This is a genomic window from Variovorax sp. KBW07 (assembly GCF_003852515.1).
Lineage (GTDB): Bacteria > Pseudomonadota > Gammaproteobacteria > Burkholderiales > Burkholderiaceae_C > Variovorax.
Map to the genome: position 1 here is coordinate 59,704 of NZ_QAJK01000045.1, position 16,343 is coordinate 76,046.

17 protein-coding genes are annotated in these 16,343 nt (G+C 66.9%); 8 read left to right on the forward strand and 9 right to left on the reverse strand.

The annotated features are described in order from the left end of the window. Nucleotides 1-5: 5 nt before the first annotated feature. On the forward strand, nt 6-887 hold the full coding sequence (locus DBV14_RS10245; protein ID WP_124459080.1) for a gamma-glutamyl-gamma-aminobutyrate hydrolase family protein: 882 nt from the start codon (nt 6-8) through the stop codon (nt 885-887). 23 nt (nt 888-910) lie between these two features. On the opposite strand, the gene DBV14_RS10250 is transcribed toward DBV14_RS10245, so the two are convergent. The 3 genes from DBV14_RS10250 to DBV14_RS10260 form a co-directional block, all read right to left on the reverse strand. Next, nucleotides 911-1,096 (reverse strand): hypothetical protein, encoded by a 186-nt coding sequence (locus DBV14_RS10250; protein WP_124459081.1) that lies wholly within the window; start codon nt 1,094-1,096, stop codon nt 911-913. A 137-nt stretch (nt 1,097-1,233) separates the two neighbouring features. After that, nucleotides 1,234-2,106: an N-formylglutamate amidohydrolase gene (locus tag DBV14_RS10255; RefSeq protein WP_124459082.1), complete on the reverse strand. Its 873-nt coding sequence runs from the start codon at nt 2,104-2,106 to the stop codon at nt 1,234-1,236. A gap of 12 nt (nt 2,107-2,118) precedes the next feature. After that, nucleotides 2,119-3,081, reverse strand: coding sequence for a tripartite tricarboxylate transporter substrate binding protein BugE (locus DBV14_RS10260; protein ID WP_124459083.1), 963 nt, complete (start codon nt 3,079-3,081; stop codon nt 2,119-2,121). A gap of 110 nt (nt 3,082-3,191) precedes the next feature. On the opposite strand from DBV14_RS10260, the gene DBV14_RS10265 reads away from it, so the two are divergent. Further along, nucleotides 3,192-4,145, forward strand: a complete 954-nt coding sequence (locus tag DBV14_RS10265) for a LysR substrate-binding domain-containing protein (RefSeq protein WP_124459084.1) — start codon at nt 3,192-3,194, stop codon at nt 4,143-4,145. Between the two features lie 4 nt (nt 4,146-4,149). On the opposite strand, the gene DBV14_RS10270 is transcribed toward DBV14_RS10265, so the two are convergent. Further along, a complete protein-coding gene (locus DBV14_RS10270; RefSeq protein ID WP_124459098.1) occupies nt 4,150-5,100 on the reverse strand; it encodes a tripartite tricarboxylate transporter substrate binding protein in 951 nt (316 codons plus the stop codon). A gap of 45 nt (nt 5,101-5,145) precedes the next feature. Then, nucleotides 5,146-8,103 carry a DNA topoisomerase III gene (locus DBV14_RS10275; RefSeq protein WP_124459085.1) on the reverse strand — a complete coding sequence of 986 codons (2,958 nt, stop codon included), beginning with the start codon at nt 8,101-8,103 and terminating at the stop codon, nt 5,146-5,148. A gap of 85 nt (nt 8,104-8,188) precedes the next feature. Here DBV14_RS10275 and DBV14_RS10280 point away from each other — a divergent pair, with 85 nt between their 5' ends. Genes DBV14_RS10280 through DBV14_RS10290 form a run of 3 tightly spaced genes read left to right on the forward strand, consistent with a single transcriptional unit; the run spans nt 8,189 to nt 9,896 of the window. After that, on the forward strand, nt 8,189-8,833 hold the full coding sequence (locus DBV14_RS10280) for an SET domain-containing protein (RefSeq protein WP_124459086.1): 645 nt from the start codon (nt 8,189-8,191) through the stop codon (nt 8,831-8,833). Nucleotides 8,834-8,835: 2 nt separating this feature from the next. Then, nucleotides 8,836-9,657, forward strand: a complete 822-nt coding sequence (locus DBV14_RS10285; protein ID WP_124459087.1) for a biotin--[acetyl-CoA-carboxylase] ligase — start codon at nt 8,836-8,838, stop codon at nt 9,655-9,657. 5 nt (nt 9,658-9,662) lie between these two features. Next, nucleotides 9,663-9,896, forward strand: coding sequence for a sporulation protein (locus DBV14_RS10290; protein WP_124459088.1), 234 nt, complete (start codon nt 9,663-9,665; stop codon nt 9,894-9,896). Nucleotides 9,897-9,901: 5 nt separating this feature from the next. On the opposite strand, the gene DBV14_RS10295 is transcribed toward DBV14_RS10290, so the two are convergent. Beyond that, the gene (locus tag DBV14_RS10295; protein WP_124459089.1) at nt 9,902-10,660 is read right to left on the reverse strand and encodes a HEAT repeat domain-containing protein; all 759 of its coding nucleotides are present in this window, start codon (nt 10,658-10,660) and stop codon (nt 9,902-9,904) included. After that, on the reverse strand, nt 10,657-12,099 hold the full coding sequence (locus tag DBV14_RS10300; RefSeq protein WP_124459090.1) for a sensor histidine kinase: 1,443 nt from the start codon (nt 12,097-12,099) through the stop codon (nt 10,657-10,659). Before DBV14_RS10300 ends, DBV14_RS10295 begins: the two co-directional genes overlap by 4 nt. 149 nt (nt 12,100-12,248) lie before the next feature. Here DBV14_RS10300 and DBV14_RS10305 point away from each other — a divergent pair, with 149 nt between their 5' ends. After that, nucleotides 12,249-13,199 carry a hypothetical protein gene (locus tag DBV14_RS10305; protein ID WP_124459091.1) on the forward strand — a complete coding sequence of 317 codons (951 nt, stop codon included), beginning with the start codon at nt 12,249-12,251 and terminating at the stop codon, nt 13,197-13,199. Between the two features lie 25 nt (nt 13,200-13,224). Here the strand turns inward: DBV14_RS10305 and DBV14_RS10310 are convergent, their stop codons facing one another. Together DBV14_RS10310 and DBV14_RS10315 are read right to left on the reverse strand one after the other, a co-directional pair. Further along, the gene (locus DBV14_RS10310; protein ID WP_093128962.1) at nt 13,225-13,899 is read right to left on the reverse strand and encodes a response regulator transcription factor; all 675 of its coding nucleotides are present in this window, start codon (nt 13,897-13,899) and stop codon (nt 13,225-13,227) included. Between the two features lie 74 nt (nt 13,900-13,973). Beyond that, nucleotides 13,974-14,459 (reverse strand): MarR family winged helix-turn-helix transcriptional regulator, encoded by a 486-nt coding sequence (locus tag DBV14_RS10315; protein WP_124459092.1) that lies wholly within the window; start codon nt 14,457-14,459, stop codon nt 13,974-13,976. Nucleotides 14,460-14,605: 146 nt separating this feature from the next. Between DBV14_RS10315 and recA the strand changes: the two genes are divergently transcribed. Further along, entirely contained in the window at nt 14,606-15,718 is a 1,113-nt protein-coding gene (gene recA, locus DBV14_RS10320) for a recombinase RecA (protein ID WP_124459093.1), read from the forward strand. Between the two features lie 70 nt (nt 15,719-15,788). Then, nucleotides 15,789-16,253 carry a recombination regulator RecX gene (gene recX / locus DBV14_RS10325; protein WP_124459094.1) on the forward strand — a complete coding sequence of 155 codons (465 nt, stop codon included), beginning with the start codon at nt 15,789-15,791 and terminating at the stop codon, nt 16,251-16,253. The last annotated feature ends 90 nt before the right edge of the window (nt 16,254-16,343 follow it).

Sequence of the window (16,343 nt, forward strand, 5' to 3'; positions counted from 1 at the left end):
CCGCGATGACGCAACCTGTTTCCGCACGGCTCAAGATCGGCCTGTCCGCCTGCTTCTCGCACGCCGACCCGGCCCGGTCGCTCTTCACCAACAAGACGCTGCAATACGTCGAGCAATCGATCGCGCACTGGCTCATGTCGGCCGGCGCCATGGTCGTGATGGTGCCCTGCCCCACCGGCGAAACCGCGCGCGGCGACACCAAGCTGTCGCACTACGCCGAGTGGCTCGACGGCGTGGTGATGCATGGCGGTGCCGACGTCTGGCCCGGCAGCTACGGCGAAGTGCCGCTCAAGGACGCATGGATCGGCGACCAGATCCGCGACCTGTACGACCTGGCGCTGGTCGAAGCCTTCGAGCAGGCCGGCAAGCCCATCTTCGGCGTGTGCCGCGGGCTGCAACTGATCAACGTGGCCTTCGGCGGCACGCTCTACCAGGACATCGAGGCACAGCACTCGGGCGGGCTGCGCCACCGCGACCCGGTGACCTACGACCAGAACTTTCACGAGATCGAGATCGTGAAGGGCACGCGCCTGTCGAAGCTCTATCCGCAGCTGGACACCGCGCGCGTCAACAGCATTCACCACCAGGGCGTGAAAGACATCGCACCCGGTTTCGACATCGAGGCCTGGAGCCTGCCCGACCGCGTGCCGGAGGCCATTCGCCGGCGCGCCGACCGGGGGCGCAGCTACATCGCCGCGACCCAGTGGCACCCCGAGTTTCATAAGTACGGCAGCACCGAGACGGTCGACGACACGCCGATCCTTCACGACTTCCTGTGGGCCTGCGCAACCGCGAAGGTCGCGCCGAAGACGCTGCCGCGCTCGGGCCCCGGCAAGATCCGCGACCGCGCGGCGCGGGTGCTGCGGCAGGCGCTGCTGCGCCGCTAGCTGTTGCTATTTATTGCCCGCGGTCAGCGGCGGTCCGAGCGGTTCGTCGTGCCGCTGACGCTCGCGTCGATGGTGCCGAACACCGTGACGCCGCTGCCGGACGAGGTGCTCGAAGTGCCGGACGCACCGCCGGCCGATCCCGTGCCGGCACAGCCCGACACCAGCACGCCCATCGCGATGGCGAAAACAGCTGCAATGATTGATTTCAAGACGGACTCCAGGGGAAGGATGAGACTGCGGCCACTATAGGCCGCAGCCCTTTCCGCGCTGTAACAACATGCCCGCTGGCGGCAGGGTTGTTGTTGCCGCAATCGCGGCACAACCCCGCCCAGCCGGCCCGCGCCGGTCAGCGCGGATCGGTCGCCAGCAGCATCGCGACCATCGATCGCAGGTGCTCCTGCAGCCGCGCCGCGCCGGTTTCGTCCAGCGCCAGCGTGGCCTCGTCCATGTAGAGCCTGCGGTTGATCTCGACCTGGATGCTGTGCCGGTTCCCTGCCGGGTTGCCGTGCCGTCGCACCAGCTCCACGCCCTTGTACGGGTGGTTGTAGTCCACGCTGTAGCCCAGCGCGCGCAGGTGCTCGCACAGCTTGTGCGACAGCGCGGGCGCGGCCGTGCTGCCGTCCCGGTCGCCGATCACGAAGTCCGCATGCGCAAGGCCCGGGAAGTCGGTGGCATGGCTGCCCGCAATGGCCGGCATCGAGTGGCAGTTGATGTGGATGCTGTAGCCGTGCCGTGCGTGCGCTTCGTCGATGGCCTGCGCCACCGCCGCGTGGTACGGACGCCAGCACTGGTCGATGCGCTGGCGCACCTCGTCCACCGTGAGCGGCCGGTCGTAGATCGGCAGGCCTTCGTCGGTGAGCTTCCAGATCAGGCCCTTGCCCAGGCGCACTTTCGACAGCACGCGCGGATCGGTCGACACCGGCCCGGTCCACGGGCCGTCGAGCATGGTGGTGTCGACCTCGGTCATGTCGCGGTTGGCATCGAGGTAGCTGCGCGGAAAGTGCGCCTCGATCCAGGCCGCGCCCATGTCGCTCGCGAAGGCATAGAGCTTCTCGACGTGGGTGTCTTCGGCCCGGCGCAGCGTGGCGAGGTCGCACACGGGCCGGAAGTCGTCGGGGTAGACGGTGCCGCTGTGCGGCGAGTCCAGCACCAGCGGGGTGTGCCCGGCGATGCTCGTCACCTGGGCGCGGGTTTGAATCAGTTTCAGAACTGGATGCATAGGCAGTGTCGGTCAGTCCAATCGGATGCGCGCGAAGGCAGCCACCTTCTTCATCTTCTCGATCTCGCTCGCAATCTGCTTCGTGAACTCCGCGGGCGTGGTGCCCGAGGCATACAGCCCCTGCAGCGACAGGCGCTCGCGCACCGAGCTGTCCTTCAGCGCGGTCACCACGGCCTGCTGCATGCGCTGCACCAGCTCGGCGGGCGTGCCGGCCGGCGCGATCATGCCGAACCACGACGGGTCGTTGTTGGCGGGGTAGCCCAGCTCGCCGTAGGTCGGTACTTCGGGCAGCACGTCGAGGCGGCCGCTCCACGACACGGCCAGCGCCTTCAGCTTGCCCGCCTTCACGTGCGGCAGCGACGACGCCACCTGGTCGAAGTACACCGGCACCTGGCCCGCCAGAACGTCGTTGATGGCCGGGCCCGCACCGCGGTAGGGGATGTGCACCATCGAGGTTCCGGTGCTGCTCTTGAACAGCTCGCCCCACATGTGGCCGATGGTGCCGTTGCCCGGCGAGGCGTACGACACCTTGCCCGGGTTGGCCTTCAGGTACTTCACCAGTTCGGCGAAGCTGCCGACCGGCAGCACGGACGGGTTGATGACCACCACGCCCGGTGCCTTCACCAGCTCGGTCACCGCGACGAAGCCCTTGATCGGGTCGTACGGCAGCTTTGCGTACACGGCCGGGTTGACGCCGTGGGTGGACAGCGTGGCCACGCCGAAGACCAGGCCGTCCGGCGTGGCGCGGGCCAGCTCGGCCATGCCGATGGAGCCGCCGGCGCCGGCGCGGTTGTCGATCACCACGGGCTGCTGGAGGATCTTGGCCAGGGGCTCGGACAGCACGCGGGCCGTGATGTCGGTGGCGCCGCCGGGTGGGAAGGGCACGACCAGGCGAATCGGCTTGCCTTGGGCAAAAGATATTCCTGGAACGACGGAAGCGGCGGCCAGTGTGGAAATGAAATGACGACGTTGCATGAGGTTCTTCCAATGAAACAGGGAGAGATGGAGCGATTTGCTGCATTACTCGAAGCAAAGGATATACCCGCTAACATTCTGATCTGGAATGTTTTAATGGGCATCTCGCCATGTCACTGCGCCGCCTCAACCCGCCCCTGAACCTGTTGCGTGCCTTCTCGACCGTGGTGCGCTTCGGCGGCGTCTCGCGCGCTGCGGAAGCGCTGCACCTGACGCAGGGCGCGGTCAGCAAGCAGGTTCAGGAACTCGAGCGCTGGATCGGCGCACCGCTGTTCGAGCGCAGCCGCAAGCGGCTGGCGCTCACGCCCGCCGGCGAGCGCTACGAGAAGGCGGTGCGCGCCCTGCTCGCACAGTTAGAGGCGGCCACGCTGGAGCTCATTACCAGCGGCGACGGCGGTGGTGCGCTGCACCTGTCCACGCTGCCCACCTTCGGCGCCAAGTGGCTGATTCCGCGGCTGCCCGACTTCCAGCGCCGGCATCCGCAGATCACGCTGCATTTCGTGCCCTTCGTGCATGGCTACGACTTCGAGCGGCCCGAGCTCGACTGCGCCATCTTGTTCGGCGACGGCCACTGGCCCGGCGCCCGCTCGCACTACCTGTCGGGGCAAGACGTCGCGCTGATCGCGCCGCGCGCGGCGCAGGCCGAGACCGTCATCAATACGCCGCAGGACGTGGCGCGCTGCACGCTGCTGCGCCACGTGACGGTGCCGCAGTCGTGGGTGCAATGGAGCGAGACGCACGGCGTGCGCGGGCTCGACCCGCTGGCGGGCCCGCAGTTCGACCAGTTCCAGACCATGATCCGCGCGGTGATGGTGGGCATGGGCGTGGCGCTGGTGCCGCGCTGCCTGGTGCAGGACGAAATTGCCTCGGGGCTGGTGGACGAGCCGCTGCCCAACGGCGGCTACCGGGGCAACGAGGGCTACTGGTTCTGCTACCCCGAAGGACGCGGCCAGCTGGCCACGCTCGACCATTTCCGCAACTGGCTGCTGGCCGAGGTCGACCGCAGCGCGGAAGTGACGGGGGCAGTAGCGGTGGCGTCGCCGCCGTCGGCCGCCCTGCCCTGACCGGTTATTCGGGCTTTGCGCCCGAAGCCTTCACCGCCGCGCCCCAGAGCCCGATCTCGCTTGCCACGAAGCGGTCGAACTCGGGCCCGCTCGTCGGCGCCGGCTCGGAGCCCCGCTCGCGGATGAAGCGCGCCATCTGCTCGCTCTTCAATATGTCGGTCACTTCGTGGTTCAGCCGCGCCACGATCTCGGGTGGCGTGCCGCGCGGTGCCATCAGGCCGAGCCAGCCCACGGCCTCGAAGTTCTTCGTGCCGGCCACGCCACTTTCGCGCACGGTGGGCACGTCGGGCAACTGCGACGAGCGCGTGGCCGAAGTCACCGCCAGCGCAATTGCCTTGCCCGCCTTGATGTGCGGCAGCGCGGCCGTCACCGAATCGACCATCAGCGGAATCTGGTTGCCCAGGAAATCCGACTGCGCCGGCCCGCTGCCTCGGTACGGAATGTGCGTGATGAACACATGCGCCGCAGACTTGTACATCTCGCCCGACAGGTGCTGCGTGCCGCCGATGCCGGCGCTCGCGTAGCTCAGCCGGCCCGGCTCGGCCTTGGCGCGCGCCGTGAGGTCGGCCAGCGTGCGAATGCCGCTCTCGGGCGTGGCCAGGAACACCAGCGGCACCTTGGCGATCAGCGAGATGCCGACCAGGTCGCGGCGCGGGTCGAACCCCGGCTTGGCATAGAGCGTCTGGTTCACCGCCATCGCACTGCCCGCCACCACCAGCGTGTAGCCGTCGGGCGGCGCGCGCACCACGAACTCGGTGCCGATGTTGCTGCCCGCACCGGCCTTGTTGTCAACGATCACCGGCTGGCCCAGCCGCTTGCCGAGCTGTTCGGCAAGCGCGCGGGCAAAGATGTCGGTCGCCTGCCCCGGAGGGAAAGGCACGACCAGCTTGACGGGCTTGTCAGGCCACGCGGCGGCCTGGGCCATGCCCGTCGCCGTTGTTCCGCCCAGCAGCATGGCTGCCGCGGCCAGCGCGGTGGCAAGGTGTCTGCGCCGCATGGCTCAGAGCGCCGAGAGGTGCTTGCCCACGATGCCCGCCAGTTCGAACATCGTCACCTGGTCCTTGCCGAACACGGGCTTCAGCTTGGCGTCGGCATTGATGGCACGCTTGTTGGTCGCGTCCTGCAGGTTGTTGGCCTTGATGTAGTCCCACAGCTTCTTGATGACCTCGGTGCGCGCCACCGGATCGGCGCCGATCACCGCGGCCAGCGAGTCGCTGGGCTTCAGGCCCGCGCCCGGCTTGCGTGGCGTGGCCGCCTTCTTCGCGGCCGGTGCCTTCTTGGCCGCGGGCGTCTTCTTCGCCGCCACCTTCTTGGCTGCCGCGGTCTTTGCCGCCGGCTTGCCGAAGGTCTTGCGCGGCGGGAACTTGCTGCCGCCTTCGCGCGGTGCGAACTCGAAGGTCACCTTGCCCTCTTCGGCGTTCCAGGTCAGGAAGGCCTTGAAGGCACGGCGCGTGCGCATGCTCACGAACTTGTCGAGCAGGTCGGTCTTGCCGGTGGCGAGCAGCTTTTCCATCTGGTCGCGCTCCACCGGCTGCTGCAGGATGATCTTGCCGGTCTTGAAGGTGCAACTGGGCGTGGGCTGCGCGGTGGTCGGCACCGACTTCTCGCACACGTAGTTGCTGCCGTGGTCGAACACCGGCGCGCCGCACACCGGGCACGGGCCCACGGTGTCCTGCGCGCTGAAGTCGACAATTTCGCCGCTCTCGGCATTCTTGTCGTCGCCGAAGTCGAACTCCAGCTTCCAGTTCTTGGCTTCCTCGTCGTACTTGATGACGATCTCGGACGTGAAGGGCCAGCCGGCCTTGGAGCGGAAGCCGTCGATCGGGCCGATGTGCTTGTCGCGCAGCAGCGCCTCGGCCTCGGCCACCTCGAAGGTGCGGCCGGCCGGCGACTTGCCGAACGAGAAACCGCAGGCGTCTTCGCCCGTGCCGCTCTTGCCGGTGCAGGCGTAGCGCCGGTAGTTTTCCTTCACCACGCCGCCGCAGTTGGGGCATGGCGTCTCGAGCGTGGCGTAGTCGCCGGGCACGGTGTCGCGGTCGTATTCCTTGGCCTTCTTGACGATGTGCTCGGTCATGGCCGCGATCTCGCGCATGAAGGCGTCGCGGCTCAGCGCACCCTTTTCCATTTGCGCGAGCTTGTATTCCCACTCGCCGGTCAGCTCGGCCTTCGAGAGTTCTTCCACGCCCAGGCCGCGCAGCAGCGTCATGAGCTGGAAGGCCTTGGCGGTCGGGATCAGCTCGCGGCCTTCGCGCAGCATGTACTTCTCGGCGATCAGCCCTTCGATGGTGGCCGCGCGCGTGGCTGGCGTGCCCAGGCCCTTCTCCTGCATGGCTTCGCGCAGCTCGTCGTCGTCGATGGTCTTGCCGGCGCCTTCCATGGCGCCGAGCAGCGTGGCTTCCGAGTAGCGCGCGGGCGGGCGCGTCTTCAGGCCCTTGATGTCGGCCGACTCGGTGTTGACGATCTCGCCCGGCTTCACCGGCACGAGGCGCTTGCCGTCCTTGTCGTCTTCCTTCTCGTCGTCCTGCGCTTCCTTGCCGTAGATGGCCAGCCAGCCCGGCTTGACCAGCACCTTGCCGTCGGTGCGGAACGGGTACTTCTTGCCGCCCTGCTCGACCGTGCTGATGCGCGTGGTCACCTGGTGCTCGGCGCTCGGGAAGAACACCGAGAGAAAGCGCCGCACCACGAAGTCATACAGCTTCTGCTCGGCTTCGCTCAGGCCGCTCGGGGCCTGCAGCGTCGGGATGATGGCAAAGTGATCCGACACCTTGGCGTTGTCGAAGATGCGCTTGTTGGGCTTCACGTAGTTGCCGTCGACCGCCTGCTTGGCGAACGGCGCCAGGTGCTTCATGCCGCTGTCGGCCAGCATGCCCATGGTCTGCTTGACCACGGGCAGATAGTCTTCCGGCAGCGCGCGCGAATCGGTACGCGGGTAGGTCAGCGCCTTGTGGCGTTCGTACAGGCTCTGCGCCAGTGCCAGCGTGGTCTTGGCGCTGAAGCCGAAACGGCCGTTGGCCTCCCGCTGCAGCGAGGTCAGGTCGAACAGCGCGGGCGATGCCTGCGTGGTCGGCTTGCTTTCTTCGGTCACGGTGGCGGGCTTGCCGCGCGAGGCATTGGCGATGGCCAGCGCTTCCTGCTCGTTCCACACGCGGTCGGCGCGCTGCTCGGGGTCGGGTTCGCCGTTGGCCAGCAGCGGCGCGTTGGCCTTCTTCCAGTCGGGGTTGAACCACTTGCCCGGGTACTCGCCGGCCTCGGCCGCGAAGCTGCCGTGCACTTCCCAATAGTTGCGCGAGACGAACTTGCGGATTTGCTCCTCGCGCTCGACCACCACCGACAGCGTGGGCGTCTGCACGCGGCCCACGGTCGTCAGGAAGAAGCCGCCGTCGCGCGAGTTGAACGCCGTCATGGCGCGCGTGCCGTTGATGCCCACCAGCCAATCGGCCTCGGAGCGCGAGCGCGCGGCGTCGGCCAGGCCCTGCATCTGCTTTTCGGTGCGCAACGCATCGAAGCCGTCGCGAATGGCCTGCGGCGTCATCGACTGCAGCCACAGGCGCTTGACCGGCTTGCCCAGCGGCGTCTTGCCGCCGGCGTATTGCTCGATCAGGCGGAAGATCAGCTCGCCCTCGCGGCCCGCGTCGCAGGCGTTGATGAGTTGCGTCACGTCCTTGCGCTTGGCCTGCTTGACCACGGCGTTCAGGCGCGTCTTCGTCTTGTCGACCGGCTTCAGGTCGAAGTGGGGCGGAATCACCGGCAGGTTGGCAAAGCTCCACTTGCCACGCTTGACGTCGAATTCCTCGGGCGCCTGGATTTCGACCAGGTGGCCCACGGCACTGGTCACGACATAGCTGTCGTTCTCGAAATGCTCGTCATGTTTGTCGAATTTGCCGGCCACCGGCGTGAGTGCACGGACGATGTCCTGTGCCACCGACGGCTTTTCAGCGATTACCAAAGTCTTTGTCATCTATGGGCTCTCTATACTCTGCGGCTTCCCGCGTGCGCACGCGCACACGCGCATGTGTGCATATTCAAACTAACAGACTTCGGGCATGCCTTCCAAAACCCCACTTTCCGGCGGTCGCCGAATTCAGACACGCCGCTCCGATGTCCACGGCAACGGCGTGTTCGCCGTACAGGACCTGGCCGAAGGCGAGACGCTGATCGAATACAAGGGCGAGCTCATCAGCTGGAAGGAGGCGCTGCGCCGCCATCCGCACGATCCGGCCCAGCCCAATCACACCTTCTACTTCCACATCGATGACGGGCGCGTGATCGACGGCAATGTCAAAGGCAATGCCGCCCGCTGGATCAATCACTCCTGCGAGCCGAACTGCGAAGCCGACGAAGTCGATGGGCGCGTTTATATCAAGGCGCTGCGCAACATCGCTGCAGGAGAAGAGCTCAATTACGACTACGGCTTGATCATCGACGAGCCCTACACGCCCAAGCTGCTGTCCGAATTTCCTTGCTGGTGCGGCTCTGAGCAGTGCCGCGGCACGCTGCTGACGCCCAAGGACGAGGACGAAGAGAAGAAGAAAAAGAAGAAGGCCAAGAAAAAAGCTGAGAAGAAGGCTGAAAAGAAAAAGGCCGAGAAAAAAGAAGCCCAGAAGGCTGACAAGAAGGCCGAGAAAAAAGCCGACAAGAAAGCGGAAAAGAAATCCGCCAAAAAAGACAAGTCCGACGCCAAGGACTGAGCATGAGCAGCAACAACAGCACCACGGCCGCCTGGTTCGAAGACCGGATCGCCTCGGCGGTCGCGCCGCTGTTGCTGGGTTTCACGGTCGAGGCCGTGGCCGAAATCGATTCCACCAACACCGAGCTGATGCGCCGTGCGCGCGCCGGCCGCACCGAGCCGGTGCTGCTGGTGGCAGAGCGCCAGACCGCCGGGCGCGGCCGCCTCGGCCGTCCCTGGCAGAGCGCGCCGCGGCAGGAGCCGGCGGCCTCGCTCACCTTCTCGCTGGGCATGCCGCTGGCGCCCGCCGACTGGTCGGGCCTGTCGCTCGCCGTGGGTGTCAGCGTGGCCGAAAGCCTCGACCCGTCGGGCGAGCACAAGGTCGGGCTCAAGTGGCCCAACGACGTGTGGGTCAATGACAGCAAGCTGGTCGGCATCCTCATCGAAACCGCCATGCCGCACGCCGCGGGGCAGGACGGGCAGCGCTACGTCGTGATCGGCATCGGCATCAACATCGGCGCGCGCGAAGGCGACGGCATGCGCACGCCGCCCGCGTGGCTGCGCCAGTGGCGCCCCGAGGCCAATGCGCCCGAGGTGCTGCGCGAACTGGCAGAGCCGCTGGTGCGCGCCGTGCTGGCCTTCGAGGCCGGCGGCTTCGCGCCTTTTGCCGAACGCTTTGCCGCGCGCGACGTGTTGCGCGGGCGCGAGGTGGTGCTGAGCGACGGCACCAGCGGCCTGTGCGAAGGCGTGGCCTGGGGCGGTGAACTGCAGGTGCGCACCGACGCGGGCCTGCAGCTGATCACCAGCGACGAAGTGAGCGTGCGCCCTCGCGGCATGTCTTTCTGATTCGAATGAAGCTGCGCCTGCTCCTCGTCGTCTTGTTGCTGGCCAACGCCGGCTACTTCCTGTGGGCGCGCGGCGATCTGGTCGGTTTTGGCCTGGCGCCGGCCGGCCTCAACGAGCGCGAGCCGCAGCGCATGGCGCGGCAGATCCGGCCCGAGTGGCTGCAGATCCGCAAGGAACCCAAGGCCGGCACGCCGGCTTCCCCGGCCGCATCGGCGCCAGCACCTGCCCCCGCGCCGTAATCCCTTCAGGCGGCGCGCGCGAACATCCGGTGCGCCTTGGCCAGCGCGGCCTGCAGTTTTTCTTCGGACGGCGGTTCGTGCGAACTTGAACTCAGGCCGAACTTCTTGCCCGCGATTTCCTGCACCGCGACCAGGATGCCGCCAAGCGCGACCGGATCGCTTTCAGCCTCCAGCGCCGTGCGCAGGCATTCGAGCGCCTTGGGCGCCGCGCTGCGGCGGTTGAGCACGATCTGCATCAGCGCACTGGCGGCCCATTGGCGGTTTGCAACGGCGGGGTCGTTGGCGAGCAGCGGTGCCACCTTCGCGATGTCGGTGGTGCCGCCGAGCCAGCCCATCACCCACAGGCCCTTGCAGCGCAGCTCTTCGTGCGGCGACGCGAGCGCGGCGCGCGCCAGTGCCGCAGTTTCTTTCAGGCGCTGGCCCTTGCGGTACTTGAAAGTGCCGAGCATCTGCAGCACCGTCGCCTGCATCGCCGGGTCTTGCTCCTGTTCGAAGCACGCGAGCAGATGGTCTTCGGCCTCGTCGCCGCGTTCGCTGAACTTGCGGCAAAGCCAGTCGTACAGCTCGCTGTCCATGCCGGTGTCGCGCAACAGTTCGTAGTGGAAGGCCAGTGCTTCGGCCGATTGCAGTTCCAGCAGGTCGGCGCCGAAATCGAACATGTCCGACACGTCGGTGTCGGTGCGGATCTTCGTGAAACGGCGGCGCAGCGCTTCGATGGCCTTGCCCTCGTTGCCTTCCGTGCTTTTTTTGGCGGATGAGCTCATTCCAGATGTTCTCCCTCGAAGCGAACGGTGAAGAGCGCCCCCGGCGGATGCTTGCCTGGGTGCGCGTCTTCCAGTTTCACTTGCGCGCGGTGCTGGTTGGCAATCTCCCGCACGATCGGCAGGCCCAGCCCCGAGCCGTCGGCCTCGTTGCCGAGCACGCGGTAGAACGGCTCGAACACCAGTTCGCGGTCGGCCTCCGCGATGCCGGGGCCGTTGTCTTCCACCTGCAGCAGCAGCACGTGGCCGAAGGGGTCGGCCAGCACGCGCACGGTGATCAGGCCGGGGCGCTCGGGCGTCGAGGGCGTGTAGTTGAGCGCGTTGTCGACCAGGTTGCGCACCAGCTCTTTCAGCAGCGTCGGGTTGCCGTCGAACAGCACGCCCGGCGCGCCCGCCTCGGCGCCGTCGTAGCCCAGGTCGATGCGCTTTTCGATCGCGCGCGGCACCGCCTCGCGCACCACCTCGATGGTCAGCCGCGCGAGGTCGCAGGGCTGCTGGTGCGTCATGGCGCTGGTGCCTTCGGCACGTGCGAGCGACAGCAACTGGTTCACCGTGTGCGTGGCGCGCACGCTGGCGCGGCCGATCTGCTTGAGCGACTGCTTCAGCTCGTCGGCATTGGCGCCTTCGCGCTGCGCCAGGTCGGCCTGCATGCGCAGGCCCGCCAGCGGCGTCTTGAGCTGGTGCGCCGCGTCGGCCAGGAAGCGCTTCTGCGTGTCGATGGAATCGTTGAGCTTGTTCAGCAGCTCGTTCACCGACGACACCAGCGGCACCACTTCGAGCGGCACCGAGGATTCGTCCAGCGGGCTCAGGTCGCCGGGGCGCCGTTCGCGAATGCGCGCCTCGACCACCGACAGCGGCTTGATGCCTCGCACCAGCGCCAGCCAGATCAGCAGCACCGCGAGCGGCAATATCGCGAACTGCGGCAACAGCACGCCCTTGATGATCTCCAGCGCCAGCACAGCTTGCTTTTCGCGCGTTTCGGCCAGTTGCAGCAGCGTCGGCGGCACCTCGTCGCTGCCGCTGGCAATCCACAGCGAGGCCACGCGCACTTCCTTGCCGTGCAGCGCGCTGTTGTGCAGGAACACCTGGCCGGGCGGCAACGGCTCGTCGAGGCCGGGCATCGGAAGGTCGCGGTCGCCGCTCAGCAGCGTGTCGTGGCCGTCGAGCAGCTGGTAGTACACATTGCCGGCGTTGTCGGCGCGAAGGATCTCGCGCGCCGGCTGCGAGAGCACGAACTGCGTCTGCCCGTCCTTCACCGTCACGAGCTCGGCCAGCGCCTTGACGTTGTGCTCGAGCGCGCGGTCGAAGGGTGCGTTGGCAATGCCCTGCGCCACCAGCCAGGTGACGCCGATGCTCACCGGCACCAGCAGCAGCAGCGGCGTGAGCATCCAGTCGAGGATTTCGCCGAACAGGGAGCGCTGGGCGCGCTGGAAGAGCTTCAAGAGAGGTGTTCCCGATGAGACGCGAGAAAGGTCAGGCGGACGTGACTTAGTGCTGCGGCACCACGCCCTGTCGTGGGCGTTGGCGCGGGTGCCCGGTTGTAGTCTCTGCGTGCAGTTTCTGCAATTCGAAAAAGCACAGGGAGAGAGTCATGAAGAACAAGTCATTGGGTGGCTGCGCGCAGCCATTGTGGATCGCCGCGACCGTGTGGGTAGCGGGAGCGGGGCTCGCCGGATGCGGCGGGGGCGGTGGAGGGAGCGGTGGCGGAATGCCGCTGCCTTTGTTCCCGACAACCGCCGCGGTGCCGGCACCGCCTCCCGCGCCGACATCCGGGCGTGCGATCAATCGCGATCCGGTCGCGGGCAGTGAACCCGCGCCGTTGTTGAGCGCACCTCAGCCCGGTTCGACCGCTGCGGTGGGCAACGACAGCGAAGGTCTCTACATCGATCAACACCACGCCACCTTTGTCAGCGCCAGCGGCTTGATTGCCCACAAATCGTTCGCGGGCTCGCTGTGGGGGGCGATCAAGGTCACGGGGTCGAATTGGTCCTTCAATACGGGTACGGCGTATTTCCCCGACGCGTTGCCGGTGACAGGCTCGGGCACTTTCGCACCCAGGAAGACGATGACGGGGAGCTATGCCTACGGCGGGCGCGAGCCGTCCGCATTCGGCCCGCTGGACTACATGGCCGAGAACGCGCTGGCGGTGTCGCAAGACAGCGTGGTCGGAAAGTGGAGCAGCACGGACAGCCCCATCAGCTTCGGCGTGGGTGTCTCGATCGAGGTCGATGCGAAAGGCGCGTTCACGGGCAAGACGGCTGGCGCACAGATCGGCAACTGCAGCATTTCGGGCACCATCACGCAGGCGCAGCCGGGCACGGCCAAGAACATGTACGACTTCACGCTGAAGGCGGTCGATGCAAGTACCGACGGCAAGGGGGTCTGCAAACTCAACACAGGCGGGCCTTATGCAGGGCCGGCGGCCGTCGGGCTTGAGCCGGCGGGCCTCTTCGACAGCAACGGCTACTTCCGCAGCATCATGTTCCTGATCAAGGCGCCCGATGGCGCCATAGTGACGTCGGGCATGCGCAAGCAGCCGTAGCGGCACGCCCCGGAGCCTGGGCTCGTCAGTTCTGGATCTTTTCCAGGCAGTAGCCCAACCCGCGAACGGTGGCGATGCGCACCGGCCCTTTCTCGATCTTCTTGCGCAGGCGGTGGATGTACACCTCGATGGCGTTGAGGCTCACCTCCTCGCCCCATTCGCAGAGCCGGTCGACCAGCTGGTCCTTGCTGACCAGCCGGCCGGCGCGCTGCAACAGCACTTCGAGCAGGCCGAGTTCGCGCGCCGACAGCTCGATCATCTTTCCGTCGATGGTGGCCACGCGGCCGGCCTGGTCGTAGACCAGCGGGCCGTGGCGGATCGCGTTGCTGGTGGTGCCCATGCCGCGCCGCGTGAGGGCGCGCACGCGCGCCTCGAGCTCCTGCAGGCTGAAGGGCTTGGCCATGTAGTCGTCGGCGCCGTGGTCCAGGCCCTTCACGCGCTCTTCCACGCTGTCGGCCGCGGTGAGCACCAGCACCGGCAACTGCGAGCCGCGTGCGCGCAGGCGCTTCAGGATCTCGATGCCGTGCAGGCTGGGCAGCCCGAGGTCGAGGATCAACAGGTCGAACTCGTCGTGGGTCATGAGCGCGGTGTCGGCCTGCGAGCCATTCGCCACGTGGTCGACCGCCGCGCCCGAAGTGCGCAGGCTGCGCAACAGGGCATCGGCCAGCACCTGGTCGTCTTCGGCAATCAGAATTCTCATGCGCCACCTCCGGCCGGTTCGGGCGCCGCGCTGGCGCCGTTCACATTTGTCCCTGTCTCTCTCTGGGGCCGAGTCTAGCCCGCTGTGTAGGCTTCCAGTCCGATGGTTACCACGGTGGCAATGTCATCGCCCACGCTGCCGCGGAACTCGCGCTCGGCCTGCGTCACGGCGCTGCGGAACGCGTCGAGCCAGGCCAGCCCGTCGGCCGTGAAGAGCACGCGCCGCGCCCGCGCATCGAGCGGGTCGGGCCCGCGCGTGACCAGCCCCCAGGCCTCGCACTGGTCGACCAGCGCGCCCATGGCCTGCTTGGTCATGCCGGCGCGCTCGGCCAGCTCGGTCAGCCGCGAGCCCTCGCGCGCCAGGTGCCGGGTGATGTGGATGTGCGCGGCGCTCACCTGGGCGCGCGCCGCGAGGTTCGACAGCGCCAGCGGCACGTCGACGTCGTGCGCCATCAGCGCCAGCACGCGCTCGTCGAAGCGGCGCATCGCATGGCCCAGCAGGCGGCCCAGGTGGGTCTGCCGCCAGGCGTCGGAATCGGTCGGGAAGGCGGCGTCGGACATGGTGCTAAATGGTAAAGCAAACTGACCAAAAAATGGGTTTACTCAAATCCATGAACCCCTACACTACTGTTCAAGCATCCAGCCTGTGGTTAAAAGCAGATGGATGAAACCAGACACCAACCGTTGATTTTCAAGGAGATTTCCACATGGACGCAGTCGTCAAGGGCGCAAGCATCTCGGTCGCCAACAGTGAAAAGGCCAAGGCCCTCCAGGCCGCTCTGGCCCAGATCGAAAAGCAGTTCGGCAAGGGCACGATCATGCGGCTCGGCGAAGGCGAGGCGCTCGAAGACATCCAGGTGGTCTCCACCGGCTCGCTGGGCCTGGACATCGCCCTGGGCGTCGGCGGCCTGCCGCGCGGCCGGGTGATCGAAATCTACGGCCCGGAATCGTCGGGCAAGACCACGCTCACGCTGCAGGTCATCGCCGAAATGCAGCGCCAGGCCGGCACCTGTGCCTTTGTCGATGCCGAGCACGCGCTCGACGTGCAGTACGCCCAGAAGCTCGGCGTGAACCTGTCCGACCTGCTGATCAGCCAGCCCGACACCGGTGAACAGGCCCTCGAAATCGTCGACTCGCTGGTGCGCTCGGGCGCCGTCGACCTGATCGTCATCGACTCGGTCGCCGCGCTCACGCCCAAGGCCGAAATCGAAGGCGAAATGGGCGACTCGCTGCCCGGCCTGCAGGCTCGCCTGATGAGCCAGGCGCTGCGCAAGCTCACCGCCACCATCAAGAAGACCAACTGCATGGTCATCTTCATCAACCAGATCCGCATGAAGATCGGCGTGATGTTCGGTTCGCCCGAAACCACCACCGGCGGCAATGCGCTGAAGTTCTACGCCTCGGTGCGCCTGGACATCCGCCGCATCGGCACCATCAAGAAGGGCGACGAAGCCATCGGCAACGAAACCAAGGTGAAGGTGGTGAAGAACAAGGTGAGCCCTCCGTTCAAGACGGCGGAGTTCGACATCCTGTTCGGCGAGGGCATCAGCCGCGAAGGCGAAATCATCGACATGGGCGTCACCGCCAAGATCGTCGACAAGTCGGGCGCCTGGTACGCCTACAACGGCGAAAAAATCGGCCAGGGCCGCGACAACGCCCGTGAGTTCCTGCGCGAGAACCCCGAGCTGTCGCGCGAGATCGAGAACAAGGTGCGCGAGTCGCTGGGCATTCCGCTGCTGGCCGCCGATGCCGGCGCGGAACCCGAAAAGGCCGACAAGCCCGCCAAGGCGCCGAAGGCCGACAAGGCCGCGGCAGAGTAAGCAGACAGGAAAGCAGCAAGTTCGCAGCGGCCCTTCCTTCGCGGGCCGCGCGAACGGCTCTATTTTCTGAATGGCTTTCAGCGCCCCCTCCCTCAAAGGCCGTGCACTGCGGCTCCTGAGCCAGCGCGAGCATTCGCGCCTGGAGCTGGAGCGCAAGCTGGCCAAGCACGAAGAAGAGCCGGGCACGCTGGCCCGCGCGCTCGATGAGCTGGCGGCCAAGGACTTCATCAGCGAGCCGCGGGTGGTGGCCTCGGTGCTGAACCAGCGCGCCGCCCGCTCGGGCGCGATGCGGGTGCGCCAGGAATTGCAGGCCAAGGGCATCGCGCCCGAAGCCATTGCCGAGGCGGTGGCAGGCCTGCAGGAGACCGAAGTCGAACGCGCCACGGCCTTGTGGCGCCGTCGCTTCGATGCGCCGCCCGCCGACGCAAAGGAGCGCGCGAAGCAGATGCGATTCCTGATGGCGCGCGGTTTCTCGGGTGCTGTCGTGTCCAAGGTGCTGAGGAGCGACTTCGATGAAGCAGCAGACGACGAATGAAGACCCGGCGGTGCAGTCCCGCGTGATCGCGCAGTCGGCATGCGGGGTCATTCTTTGGCGTGTGCGAACGACACCGGGTACTCCCCTCCG